This window comes from Cupriavidus sp. KB_39 (genome assembly GCF_052114485.1).
In the GTDB taxonomy this organism is placed as follows: Bacteria; Pseudomonadota; Gammaproteobacteria; order Burkholderiales; family Burkholderiaceae; genus Cupriavidus.
The window spans coordinates 1-12,951 of sequence record NZ_JBFREV010000044.1 but is presented as its reverse complement, the minus strand read 5'-3'; the positions used below and the strand labels follow the sequence as shown (position 1 = coordinate 12,951).

Annotated in this window: 8 protein-coding genes, 1 tRNA gene and 1 pseudogene; all 10 read right to left on the bottom strand. The window is 62.4% G+C overall.

All coding sequences use genetic code 11. From position 1 onward, the window contains the following. Positions 1-32: 32 nt before the first annotated feature. The gene (rpoC, locus tag AB4Z27_RS24900) at positions 33-4,274 is read right to left on the bottom strand and encodes a DNA-directed RNA polymerase subunit beta' (RefSeq protein WP_441645508.1); all 4,242 of its coding nucleotides are present in this window, start codon (positions 4,272-4,274) and stop codon (positions 33-35) included. 127 nt (positions 4,275-4,401) lie between these two features. Further along, positions 4,402-8,508: a DNA-directed RNA polymerase subunit beta gene (rpoB, locus tag AB4Z27_RS24895; protein WP_441645507.1), complete on the bottom strand. Its 4,107-nt coding sequence runs from the start codon at positions 8,506-8,508 to the stop codon at positions 4,402-4,404. A gap of 434 nt (positions 8,509-8,942) precedes the next feature. Next, positions 8,943-9,317 carry a 50S ribosomal protein L7/L12 gene (rplL, locus tag AB4Z27_RS24890; protein WP_092301713.1) on the bottom strand — a complete coding sequence of 125 codons (375 nt, stop codon included), beginning with the start codon at positions 9,315-9,317 and terminating at the stop codon, positions 8,943-8,945. Positions 9,318-9,386: 69 nt separating this feature from the next. Next, positions 9,387-9,911 (bottom strand): 50S ribosomal protein L10, encoded by a 525-nt coding sequence (gene rplJ, locus AB4Z27_RS24885; RefSeq protein WP_092301711.1) that lies wholly within the window; start codon positions 9,909-9,911, stop codon positions 9,387-9,389. Between the two features lie 407 nt (positions 9,912-10,318). Beyond that, complete coding sequence (gene rplA / locus AB4Z27_RS24880) at positions 10,319-11,014, bottom strand: 50S ribosomal protein L1 (protein ID WP_092301708.1); 696 nt, start codon at positions 11,012-11,014, stop codon at positions 10,319-10,321. Continuing rightward, on the bottom strand, positions 11,015-11,446 hold the full coding sequence (gene rplK / locus AB4Z27_RS24875) for a 50S ribosomal protein L11 (protein WP_092301705.1): 432 nt from the start codon (positions 11,444-11,446) through the stop codon (positions 11,015-11,017). A 165-nt stretch (positions 11,447-11,611) separates the two neighbouring features. Then, on the bottom strand, positions 11,612-12,193 hold the full coding sequence (gene nusG / locus AB4Z27_RS24870) for a transcription termination/antitermination protein NusG (protein WP_441645506.1): 582 nt from the start codon (positions 12,191-12,193) through the stop codon (positions 11,612-11,614). A gap of 10 nt (positions 12,194-12,203) precedes the next feature. After that, positions 12,204-12,584 carry a preprotein translocase subunit SecE gene (secE, locus tag AB4Z27_RS24865; RefSeq protein ID WP_441645505.1) on the bottom strand — a complete coding sequence of 127 codons (381 nt, stop codon included), beginning with the start codon at positions 12,582-12,584 and terminating at the stop codon, positions 12,204-12,206. A 59-nt stretch (positions 12,585-12,643) separates the two neighbouring features. Next, a tRNA-Trp gene (locus AB4Z27_RS24860) sits at positions 12,644-12,719 on the bottom strand. Positions 12,720-12,805: 86 nt separating this feature from the next. After that, positions 12,806-12,951: pseudogene (gene tuf / locus AB4Z27_RS24855) on the bottom strand (elongation factor Tu); the annotation flags it as partial.

Below are 12,951 nucleotides of genomic sequence, written 5' to 3'. Positions count from 1 at the left end.
GTTTTTCACTTCCAGTGCAGCAACGATCGCGATCAGACCGCGTCGCYGTCGCCYTCGGTSGCCTGCACCACGGGCGGCTCGATGAAGAGCGATTGCTCTTCGTCCGAGATCGCCTGGGCGCGTTCGCGCTCGGCCGCCTCGCGTGCCTTGCGGGCACGGTGGTAGGCCAGGCCGGTACCGGCGGGGATCAGACGACCCACGATCACGTTTTCCTTCAGACCACGCAGGTCGTCGGTCTTGCCCATGATCGCGGCCTCGGTCAGCACGCGCGTCGTTTCCTGGAACGATGCCGCCGAGATGAAGCTGTCCGTGGACAGCGACGCCTTCGTGATACCCAGCAGCAGGTTCTCGTGCGTGGCCGGACGCTTGCCGTCCGCAATCATGCGGTCGTTTTCGTCCAGCAGTTCCGAACGCTCCACCTGCTCGCCCGGGATGAACCGGGTGTCGCCCACGTCCTGGATCTGCACGCGGCGCAGCATCTGACGAACAATCACTTCGATGTGCTTGTCGTTGATCTTCACGCCCTGCAGACGGTACACGTCCTGCACTTCGTCCACGATGTAGTGCGCCAGTTCCTCGATGCCCTTCAGGCGCAGGATGTCGTGCGGGTCCGCCGGACCTTCCACGATCATTTCGCCCTTGTTCACCACCTGGCCATCGTGCACCAGCACCTGCTTTTCCTTGGCGATCAGGAACTCATGGGCGTTGCCGTCCAGGTCCGTGATAACCAGGCGCTGCTTGCCCTTGGTGTCCTTACCGAACGATGTCGTACCGGTGACTTCCGCCAGCACGGCGGCGTCCTTCGGCGAACGCGCTTCGAACAGTTCAGCCACACGCGGCAGACCACCGGTAATGTCGCGAGTCTTCTGCGATTCGGTCGGGATACGTGCGAGCACTTCACCCACATGCACCTGCTGGCCGTCCTTCACGGTAATCAGCGCGCCAACCTGGAAGCCGATGGTCACGGAGTGGTCCGTGCCCGGAATCTTGACTTCCTGGCCGTTCGCGTCGAGCAGCTTCACCTGCGGGCGCAGGCCCTTGGTGGCAGCCGTACGGCGCTTGGCATCGATCACCACGAGGGTCGACAGGCCGGTGACTTCGTCCATCTGCTTGGCGACGGTCACGCCCTCTTCGACGTTCTCGAACTTCGTCATGCCGGTGTATTCCGACACGATCGGGCGCGTCAGCGCATCCCACGTGGCCAGCTGCGTACCAGCCTTGATGGCCTGGCCGTCCTGCACCAGCAGCGTGGCGCCGTACGGGATCTTGTGGCGCTCGCGCTCGCGGCCGTGGTCGTCCGTGATCAGCGTCTCGCCCGAACGCGAGATCACGATCAGTTCGCCCTTGGCGTTCGTCACGTAGCGCATGGTCGCCGTGAAGCGGACCGTACCGGTCGCCTTGGCTTCCACGCTCGAGGCCACTGCCGCACGCGATGCCGCACCACCGATGTGGAACGTCCGCATGGTCAGCTGCGTACCCGGCTCACCGATCGACTGCGCGGCAATCACGCCCACCGCTTCGCCGGAGTTCACCAGCACGCCGCGGCCCAGGTCGCGGCCGTAGCACTTGCCGCACAGGCCGTAACGCGTGTCGCACGCCAGCGGGGTGCGGACCTTGACTTCGTCCACGCCGAGGTTGTCGATCAGGTCGACGAGGTCTTCGTCCAGCAGCGTGCCGGTCTCGATCGCCGTTTCCTGCGTTTCCGGGTTCACCACGTCAGACACGGTCACACGGCCGAGGATACGGTCGCGCAGCGCTTCGATCACTTCACCGCCTTCGACCAGGGCCTTCATGGCCACGCCGTTGGTGGTGCCGCAATCGTCTTCGACCACGACCAGATCCTGCGTCACGTCGACCAGACGACGGGTCAGGTAACCCGAGTTCGCGGTCTTCAGTGCCGTATCGGCCAGGCCCTTACGCGCGCCGTGGGTCGAGATGAAGTACTGCAGAACGTTCAGGCCTTCACGGAAGTTCGCCGTAATCGGCGTTTCAATGATCGAGCCATCCGGCTTGGCCATCAGGCCACGCATACCGGCCAGCTGGCGGATCTGCGCTGCGGAACCCCGCGCGCCCGAGTCGGCCATCATGTAGATGGAGTTGAACGATTCCTGCTTGACCGTATTGCCTTCGCGGTCGACCACGTCTTCGTGCTGGAGCTGCTCCATCATCGCCTTGCCCACCTGGTCGCCGGCGGCGCCCCAGATGTCCACGACGTTGTTGTAACGCTCCTGGTCCGTCACCAGACCCGACATGTACTGCTTGTCGTATTCCTTTACCTTGGCAGCGGCGTCGGAGATGATCTTCTCCTTCTGCGGCGGCACCAGCATGTCGTCGATGGCAATCGAGATACCGGCGCGCGTCGCCAGGCGGAAGCCCGACTGCAGCAGCTTGTCGGCGAAGATCACGGTCTCGCGCAGACCGCACTTGCGGAATGCGGTGTTGATCAGGCGCGAGATTTCCTTCTTCTTCAGCGGCTTGTTCAGCACCGAGAACGGCAGGCCCTTCGGCAGGATCTCGGACAGGATCGCGCGGCCGACCGTGGTGGCCTGCAGCGTGATCTTGGGCGCGAAGCGGGCATCGCCCACGGCGTCCTTGTCGACGAGCACGTACTCGGTGATCCGCACGTTCACGCGCGAAGCGAGTTCGACTTCCTTGTTCTCGTAGGCGCGGATGACTTCGCTGATGTCAGCGAACGTCATGCCTTCACCCTTGCCGTTGATCTTGTCGCGGGTCGTGTAGTACAGACCCAGCACCACGTCTTGCGACGGGACGATCGACGGATCGCCGTTGGCCGGGAACAGCACGTTGTTGGAGGCCAGCATCAGCGTGCGGGCTTCCATCTGTGCTTCCAGCGACAGCGGCACGTGAACAGCCATCTGGTCACCGTCGAAGTCGGCGTTGAATGCCGCGCAGACCAGCGGGTGCAGCTGGATGGCCTTGCCTTCGATCAGCACCGGCTCGAACGCCTGGATCCCCAGGCGGTGCAGCGTCGGCGCACGGTTCAGCATCACCGGGTGCTCGCGGATCACCTCTTCGAGGATGTCCCACACCACCGGCGTCTGGCTTTCCACTTCCTTCTTCGCCGCCTTGATCGTGGTGGCGATGCCCATCGTTTCCAGCTTGTGGAAGATGAACGGCTTGAACAGCTCGAGCGCCATCAGCTTGGGCAGGCCGCACTGGTGCAGCTTCAGCGTCGGGCCCACCACGATGACCGAACGGCCCGAGTAGTCGACGCGCTTGCCCAGCAGGTTCTGACGGAAACGACCGCCCTTACCCTTGATCATCTCGGCCAGGGACTTCAGCGGACGCTTGTTGGCGCCGGTCATCGCCTTGCCGCGACGGCCGTTGTCCAGCAGCGAATCCACCGCTTCCTGCAGCATGCGCTTTTCGTTGCGCACGATGATCTCGGGCGCCTTCAGTTCCAGCAGGCGCTTCAGGCGGTTGTTCCGGTTGATGACGCGACGATACAGGTCGTTCAGGTCCGAGGTGGCGAAACGGCCGCCATCCAGCGGTACCAGCGGACGCAGTTCCGGCGGCAGCACCGGCAGCACTTCCAGGATCATCCACTCGGGCTTGATGCCCGAACGCTGGAACGCCTCGAGCACCTTCAGGCGCTTGGCGAACTTCTTGATCTTGGCTTCGGAACCGGTGGCCTGCAGCTCGGCGCGGATCTGTTCGATCTGCTTCTCGATGTCGATGCCGCGCAGCAGTTCACGGATGCCTTCGGCGCCCATCATGGCGACGAACTCGCCCTCGCCGTACTCATCGCACTTCGCGATGTAGTCGTCCTCGGACATGATCTGGCTCTTCTTGAGCGGGGTCATGCCCGGTTCCAGCACCACGAATGCCTCGAAATACAGCACGCGTTCGATGTCGCGCAGCGTCATGTCCAGGACCATGCCCAGACGCGACGGCAGCGACTTCAGGAACCAGATGTGCGCAGTCGGCGCAGCCAGTTCGATGTGGCCCATGCGCTCGCGACGCACCTTGGCCAGCGTGACTTCGACGCCGCACTTCTCGCAGATCACGCCACGGTGCTTCAGGCGCTTGTACTTGCCGCACAGGCACTCGTAGTCCTTGATCGGGCCAAAGATCTTGGCGCAGAACAGGCCATCGCGTTCCGGCTTGAACGTCCGGTAGTTGATCGTTTCCGGCTTCTTCACTTCACCGTACGACCACGAACGGATCTTCTCGGGCGAGGCGAGGCCGATCTTGATCGCGTCGAACTGCTCTTCCTGCTGAACCTGCTTAAAGAGATCGAGCAATGCTTTCATTGCAACTCCTTGTTTCGCCGCGGCACCGAAGTCTGTTCGGGGCCACGGCATTCATCCTGTGGGAAATCTTCTCTGCCGGGTCTACCGGGCCGGCGCCCGCCGCAGCGGGACGCCGTCATCGCGCCGATCAGTAACGATCGAGATCGATGTCGATACCCAACGAGCGGATTTCCTTCACCAGCACGTTGAACGATTCCGGCATGCCGGCGTCGATCGAGTGCTCGCCCTTGACGATGTTTTCGTACACCTTGGTACGGCCGTTCACGTCATCGGACTTGACCGTCAGCATTTCCTGCAGCACGTACGACGCGCCGTAGGCTTCCAGTGCCCACACTTCCATCTCACCGAAACGCTGGCCACCGAACTGGGCCTTACCGCCCAGCGGCTGCTGCGTCACGAGCGAGTACGGACCCGTGGAGCGCGCGTGCATCTTGTCATCGACCAAGTGGTGCAGCTTCAGCATGTGCATCACACCCAGCGTGACCGGACGCTCGAACGCTTCGCCGGTGCGGCCGTCGTACAGCGTGACCTGCTGCTTCGACGGGGTCAGGCCCTTCTCCTTGGCGATCTCGTCCGGGTAGGCCAGGTCCAGCATGCGGCGGATTTCATCCTCATGCGCACCGTCGAACACCGGCGTTGCGAACGGCACGCCCTTCTTCAGGTTCGAAGCCAGTTCCAGCACTTCGGCGTCGGTCAGGCTGTCCAGGTCTTCCGGCTTGCCGCTCTCGTTGTAGACCTGGGCCAGCAGCTTGCGCAGCTCCTGTGCCTTGGTCTGCGCCTTGAGCATGTCACCGATGCGCTGGCCCAGACCGCGCGCGGCCCAGCCCAGGTGGGTTTCCAGAATCTGGCCCACGTTCATCCGCGACGGCACGCCCAGCGGGTTCAGCACGATGTCGGCCGGGGTACCGTCCGCCATGTACGGCATGTCTTCGATCGGCACGATCTTCGACACCACACCCTTGTTACCGTGACGACCTGCCATCTTGTCGCCAGGCTGCAGGCGACGCTTCACGGCCAGGTACACCTTGACCATCTTGATCACGCCCGGCGGCAGTTCGTCGCCCTGCGTGAGCTTCTTGCGCTTCTCTTCGAAGGCCAGGTCGAATTCGTGACGCTTCTGCTCGATGGCTTCCTTCACTGCCTCGAGCTGGGCCGCCACTTCTTCGTCGGCCGGACGGATGTCGAACCAGTGGTACTTGTCCAGATCGGCCAGGTACTCGCGGGTCAGCTTGGCACCCTTCGCCAGCTTCTTCGGACCGCCGTTGACGGGCTTGTCGAGCAGCAGGCGTTCCAGACGCTGGAATGCATCGCCTTCCACGATACGCAGCTGGTCGTTCAGGTCCAGGCGGTAGCGCTTCAGTTCGTCGTCGATGATCGACTGGGCACGCTTGTCGCGCGTCACGCCTTCGCGGGTGAAGACCTGGACGTCGATCACGATGCCGCTCATGCCCGACGGCACGCGCAGCGAGGTGTCCTTCACGTCCGATGCCTTCTCGCCGAAGATGGCGCGCAGCAGCTTCTCTTCCGGGGTCAGCTGGGTCTCGCCCTTCGGCGTGACCTTGCCCACCAGCACGTCGCCAGCCTCGACTTCGGCACCGATGTAGGTGATGCCGGACTCGTCCAGACGCGCGAGTTGCGCTTCGGCGAGGTTCGAGATGTCGCGCGTGATTTCTTCCGGTCCCAGCTTCGTGTCACGGGCGACGACCGACAGTTCCTCGATGTGGATCGAGGTGTAGCGGTCTTCGGCCACCACGCGTTCGGAGATCAGGATCGAATCTTCGAAGTTGTAGCCGTTCCACGGCATGAACGCCACCAGCATGTTCTGGCCCAGTGCCAGCTCGCCCAGGTCGGTCGAGGCGCCGTCGGCGATCACGTCGTTACGCGCGACGATATCGCCAACCTTCACCATCGGACGCTGGTTGATGTTGGTGTTCTGGTTGGAACGCGTGTACTTGATCAGGTTGTAGATGTCCACGCCGACTTCGCCAGCAACGGCTTCGTCGTCGTTCACACGGATCACGATACGCATGGCATCGACGTAGTCCACCACGCCGCCACGCATGGCCTGCACGGCGGTACCCGAGTCAACGGCCACGGTACGTTCGATGCCGGTACCCACGAGCGGCTTGTCCGGACGCAGGCAAGGCACGGCCTGGCGCTGCATGTTCGCGCCCATCAGTGCACGGTTCGCGTCATCGTGTTCCAGGAACGGCACCAGCGAGGCAGCGGCCGACACGATCTGCGACGGCGCCACGTCGATGTACTGCACGCGGTCCGGAGTCACCATGCGCGTTTCGCGCTCGGAGCCTTCGCGGGACGAGACCAGTTCATCGATCAGGGTGCCATCGGCATCCACGGTCGCGTTGGCCTGGGCCACCACGTACTTGCCTTCCTCGATGGCCGACAGGTAGTCCACCTGGTCGGTCAGCTTGCTGTCCACCACCTTGCGGTACGGCGTTTCCAGGAAGCCGTATTCGTTCAGGCGGGCGTACAGTGCCAGCGAGTTGATCAGGCCGATGTTCGGGCCTTCCGGCGTTTCGATCGGGCACACGCGGCCATAGTGGGTCGGGTGCACGTCACGGACTTCAAAGCCGGCGCGCTCGCGCGTCAGACCACCCGGGCCCAGTGCGGAAACACGGCGCTTGTGGGTGATTTCCGAGAGCGGGTTGGTCTGGTCCATGAACTGCGACAGCTGCGACGAACCGAAGAACTCGCGAATCGCCGACGAAATCGGCTTCGAGTTGATCAGGTCGTGCGGCATCAGGTTCTCGGTCTCGGCCTGGCCCAGACGTTCCTTGACGGCACGCTCCACGCGCGACAGACCGGCGCGGAATTGGTTTTCCGCCAGTTCGCCCACGCAACGCACGCGACGATTACCCAGGTGATCGATGTCATCGACCTCGCCCTTGCCGTTACGCAGGTTCACCAGGATCTTGATCGTCTCGAGGATGTCTTCGTCCTGCAGCACCATGCTGCCCTCGCCGCTCGGGCGCGACAGACGGCTGTTGACCTTCATGCGGCCAACGCGCGACAGATCGTACGACTCTTCGCTGTAGAACAGGCGCTGGAACAGCGCTTCCACGGCTTCCTCGGTGGGCGGCTCGCCCGGGCGCATCATGCGGTAGATCGCGATACGCGCGGCGGTCTGGTCGGCGGTCTCGTCCACGCGCAGCGTCTGCGACATGTACGGGCCCTGGTCCAGGTCGTTCGTGTACAGCGTCTGGATCTGCTTGACACCGGCTTCGCGCAGGTTTTCCAGCAGCGTCTCGGTCAGCTCGTCGTTGGCGTTGGCGATCACCTCGCCCGTGTCCGGGTCGATGATGTTCTTGGCAAGCACGCGGCCGAGCAGATAGTCTTCCGGCACGCTGATCAGCTTGGTACCGGCGGAGTCCAGGTCACGGATGTGCTTGGCGTTGATCCGCTTGTCCTTCTCCACGACCACGCGACCGTTCTTGTCCGCGATGTCGAAACGCGCCACTTCGCCACGCAGGCGCTCGGGCACGAATTCCAGCTGCGCGCCTTCCGACTGCAGCGTGAAGTTGTCGAACACGAAGAAGTGCGCCAGGATTTGCTCCGGCGTCAGGCCGATCGACTTCAGCAGGATCGTCACCGGCATCTTGCGGCGGCGGTCCACACGGAAGTACAGGATGTCCTTCGGATCGAATTCGAAGTCCAGCCACGAGCCACGGTACGGAATAATCCGTGCCGAGAACAGCAGCTTGCCCGAGCTGTGCGTCTTGCCCTTGTCGTGCTCGAAGAACACGCCCGGCGAACGGTGCAGCTGGCTAACGATGACACGCTCGGTGCCGTTAATCACGAAAGAACCGGTCGACGTCATGAGCGGAATTTCGCCCATGTAGACTTCCTGCTCCTTCACTTCCTTGACCTTGCCCGGGTTCTCGCGATCGTTGATGATCAGGCGAACCTTGGCACGCAGCGCCGAGTGGAACGTCAGGCCACGCTGCTGGCACTCCTTGACGTCGAACGGCGGGTTGGACAGGTGATACGAGACAAACTCCATACGGGCAAGCCCGTTATGGGAGGAGATTGGGAAAATCGCGCTGAAAGCGGCCTGCAGACCCTCTGTTTTGCGACGCGCGGTCGGCGTTTCCGCTTGCAAGAACTGGGTGTAGGATTCAATCTGGGTGGCAAGCAGGAATGGAACCTGATGAACCGTCGCGCGCTTCGCAAAGGATTTGCGAATGCGCTTCTTTTCGGTGAAGCTGTACGCCATGGGATCTCCGAATCATCGCAGGGCAGGCTGGACCTGGCCGGCACCTGAGGTGTTCAGCGACTGGGAGGGGATTTGGCGGTTGGCCGCTACCAACCTCTGGCTGACGGTGTCCGCACGCTGCGGGCGGTGTGGTCATTGCACGGCGCAATGCCTGTACTCGCCCGGGGGACACCCGACCAAACTTGTCTTCTGCAGTCGGTTCAGAAGACAAACATCAGCAACCACTTAGTGTGCCACTGATGTTTGGCTTCTGCTAAGGCAGCGAATGATTTCGCTCGCCAAGCAGTCTATCCATCACTTTATTTGCGCCCTGGCCGGTACTTCGATCCGCCGGGTGCCCAATCAAACACACCCACAGAAGCGCAAAAAGGCTGGCGCCGGGATTTCCCTTTGCCAGCCCCATCCGCGTGCCACGAGGGCACGCGCGGTACCACTTACTTGACGTCGACCTTTGCGCCTGCGTCTTCCAGCTTCTTCTTGGCGTCGGCAGCAGCAGCCTTGTCCACGCCTTCCTTGACAGCCTTCGGAGCGCCGTCAACCAGATCCTTGGCTTCCTTCAGGCCCAGGCCGGTGATTTCGCGAACAGCCTTAATCACGCCGACCTTGTTGGCGCCAACTTCGGCCAGGATCACGTTGAATTCGGTCTGCTCTTCAGCAGCAGCAGCACCGCCAGCGCCCGGGGCAGCAGCCACGGCCATAGCAGCGGCGGACACGCCGAACTTCTCTTCGAACGCCTTGACCAGGTCGTTCAGTTCCATCACGGACATCGAGCCTACGGCTTCGAGGATGTCGTCTTTAGTGATTGCCATTTGGAATACTCCTACTAGATGTGATTCGGTATCGGTAATGCGATCTGTCTTTGCGAGGCCTGCGACAGCTTAAGCAGCAGGGGCTTCCGCTTCTTCCGCGGGAGCGCCTTCGCTCTTCTTGGCAGCCAGGGCGGCCAGCAGACGGGCGAAGCCCGACACCGGTGCCTGCATGACGCCAAGCAGCTGAGCAATCAGTTCTTCGCGGCCCGGGATCGAAGCCAGTGCCTTGACGGCCACAGCATCGAGCACCTTGCCGTCATACGACCCAGCGCGCAGGACCAGCTTGTCGTTGGTCTTGGCAAAGTCGTTCAGAACCTTGGCCGAGGCCACTGCATCTTCGGAAATCCCGTAGATCAGCGGACCGGTCATTTGCTCTGCGAGGCCTGCAAACGGCGTACCTTCGACGGCGCGGCGAGCCAGCGTGTTCTTCAGAACGCGCAGGTACACGCCTTGCTGACGAGCGTTGGCACGCAGCTTGGTCAGATCGCCAACCGCAATGCCGCGATATTCGGCCACGACGATGGTCTGGGCCTTGGCGACTTGCGCCGAAACCTCAGCAACGACGGCCTTCTTATCTTCAATATTGAGTGGCACGGTTAAGCTCCAAAACGATGCGGTGCTCGGGAAATCTCCTCTGCAATCGCATCAGTCCAAACGAACGGCGTCCGATTGGCCCGAATCACCCGGGACATGCCCGGATTCATCAATCCCTTCGGGTGCGCCATCTGCGCTGGCGGGACGGCTGCCATCGGGCGATGCCCGCATGTGCCGACCGATTAAGTCCACGCTGCCTGATTGCTGCGGCATGAACACCAGCGGTCTTTGATAACCAGCGGTACCTGCCRTCGCGCTGCGTTGCCGCTGCGCGGTTGGCGGGCACCACTGCCCAAAGCCTTGCTTCGTCGCCCTTCGGCGCCGAAACCGACCCCGGCGATGCCGGGATCCTTCATTCCTGCCCTGGCCGGCGTTATCGGGAACCGGTCAGGTGAGTGCCGTCGGGCTTAGGCCGACAGCGAAGTCTGTTCGACGCGAACGCCAACGCCCATCGTGGACGACACGGCGATCTTGCGCAGGTACACACCCTTGCTGGTGGCCGGCTTGGCCTTGACCAGCGCGTCCAGCAGTGCGGACAGGTTGCTCTTCAGCGCGGTGTCTTCGAACGAACGGCGACCGATGGTGGCGTGGATGATACCGGCCTTGTCGACACGGAATTGCACCTGACCAGCCTTGGCGTTCTTCACAGCCTGGGCCACGTCCGGCGTCACGGTGCCAACCTTSGGGTTCGGCATCAGGCCACGCGGGCCGAGGATCTGGCCCAGCGTACCGACGATACGCATCGTGTCCGGCGAAGCGATCACGACGTCGAAATTCAGGTTACCGGCCTTCACTTGCTCGGCCAGGTCTTCCATGCCGACGATGTCAGCGCCAGCAGCCTTGGCGGCCTCGGCCTTTTCGCCCTGGGCGAACACGGCCACGCGCACCGACTTGCCGGTACCGGCGGGCAGCACCACGGAACCACGCACCACTTGGTCCGACTTCTTGGCGTCGATGCCCAGTTGCACGGCCACGTCGATCGACTCGTCGAACTTCGCCGAAGCGCAGCTCTTCACCAGGCCCAGGGCCTCGTCGATCGGGTAGAACTTGGTACGCTCGATCTTCGCCTTGTTGGCGGCGACGCGCTTGGAAACCTTAGCCATTTACAGACCCTCCACGGTGATGCCCATCGAGCGAGCCGAACCGGCGATGGTACGCACGGCGGCGTCCAGATCGGCGGCGGTCAGGTCAGCGTTCTTGGCCTTGGCGATGTCTTCAGCCTGGGCGCGGGTGATCTTGCCAACCTTGTCGGTATGGGGCTTCGGCGAACCCTTGGCGATGCCTGCTGCCTTCTTGATCAGCACGGTCGCGGGCGGCGACTTCATCACGAAGGTGAAGCTCTTGTCGGCGAAGGCGGTAATCACCACCGGCACCGGCAGACCAGGTTCCATGCCCTGGGTCTGGGCGTTGAACGCCTTGCAGAACTCCATGATGTTCAGACCACGCTGACCCAGTGCGGGACCAACGGGCGGGGAGGGATTTGCCTTACCAGCCGGAATTTGCAGCTTGATAAAGCCAATGATCTTCTTGGCCATTTCTACTCCAATCCAGATCCGGATTCCTCGGGAAAACGGATCCTGTTGAGTCGTAACGCGCTATCGCCATGCCTGTCGGCACAGCCTCACGCTCCTCTTTGGGCGGACCTCTCAGCCTGCCCTCTCTGTCCGCCCCGGCACTCGCGCGCCGCGGCGGTCAAATCCTTAAACCTTCTCGACCTGACCGAACTCGAGCTCGACCGGCGTTGCGCGACCGAAGATCGTGACCGAGACGCGCAGGCGCGACTTCTCGTAGTTCACTTCCTCGACGTTGCCGTTGAAGTCGGTGAACGGGCCGTCCTTGACGCGCACCATTTCGCCCACTTCGAACAGCGTCTTGGGACGCGGCTTCTCGACCCCTTCCTGCATCTGGGTCATGATCTTGTCGACTTCGCGCTGCGAAATCGGGCTCGGGCGGTTACGCGCGCCCCCCACGAAGCCGGTGACCTTGCTGGTGTTCTTCACCAGATGCCACGTCTCGTCGGTCATTTCCATTTCCACGAGCACGTAGCCCGGGAAGAAACGGCGTTCGGTCACGGACTTGTGACCACCCTTGATTTCCACGACTTCTTCGGAGGGCACCAGAATGCGGCCGAACTTGTCCTGCATCTCGGCGCGCTCGATGCGCTCCTGCAGCGCGCGCTGCACGCTCTTTTCCATGCCGGAGTAGGCGTGCACCACATACCAGCGCTTCTTCGACGAAGGCGATTCGGCTGCCGTGGTTTCCTGCTGAGCGTTATCCGCCATGTGTTACCTCTTATTTCCAGCCCAGCACGAGGGAGAAAATCACCCACTCGATGAGCTTGTCGGCCGACCACAGGAACAACGCCATGATCACTACAAAGGCAAACACGAGCCCGGTCATCTGACCGGCTTCCTTGCGCGTCGGCCAGACGACCTTTTTGACTTCCCGATACGATTCCTTGGCGAACCCCACGAAATCCTTGCCGGGGGCGGACACGAGCGCCACGACGACGCCCAGTGCGAGACCGGCGAACAGCGCCGCGCCACGCACGTACGACGGCTGCTGCGCGAGTATGTAGAAGCCGATCACTCCCGCAACCACCAGGAGCCCCGCGACGACGAGCAGCCATTTGCCGCTCGAGGCGCCTACGGTTTCGACATTGGGATTGGCCATGTTTCGCAAACGAGACTAAGCCGCGTCACGATTCATTCTCGSGACGCGGCTGATTGATTTGGCAGGGGCAGAGGGAATCGAACCCCCAACCTTCGGTTTTGGAGACCGACGCTCTGCCAGTTGAGCTATACCCCTAAAAACAACTTCGGGGTCGACGATTCCGCCAACCCCTCTGGCAGACGACCACGGCCGGTTGGTGCCGTGTTCGCCAGTATTACTGCTTAGTCGAGGATCTTTGCCACGACGCCGGCGCCGACGGTACGGCCGCCTTCACGGATAGCGAAGCGCAGACCTTCTTCCATGGCGATCGGGGCGATCAGCTTGACCGTGATCGACACGTTGTCGCCCGGCATGACCATTTCCTTGT

Excerpts from the sequence above, each read along its gene's own strand:
- secE (WP_441645505.1), bottom strand. The coding sequence starts at position 12,584 with ATGGCCAATCCCAATGTCGAAACCGTAGGCGCCTCGAGCGGCAAATGG.
- rpoB (WP_441645507.1), bottom strand. The coding sequence starts at position 8,508 with ATGGCGTACAGCTTCACCGAAAAGAAGCGCATTCGCAAATCCTTTGCG.
- rplK (WP_092301705.1), bottom strand. The coding sequence starts at position 11,446 with ATGGCCAAGAAGATCATTGGCTTTATCAAGCTGCAAATTCCGGCTGGT.
- rplL (WP_092301713.1), bottom strand. The coding sequence starts at position 9,317 with ATGGCAATCACTAAAGACGACATCCTCGAAGCCGTAGGCTCGATGTCC.
- nusG (WP_441645506.1), bottom strand. The coding sequence starts at position 12,193 with ATGGCGGATAACGCTCAGCAGGAAACCACGGCAGCCGAATCGCCTTCG.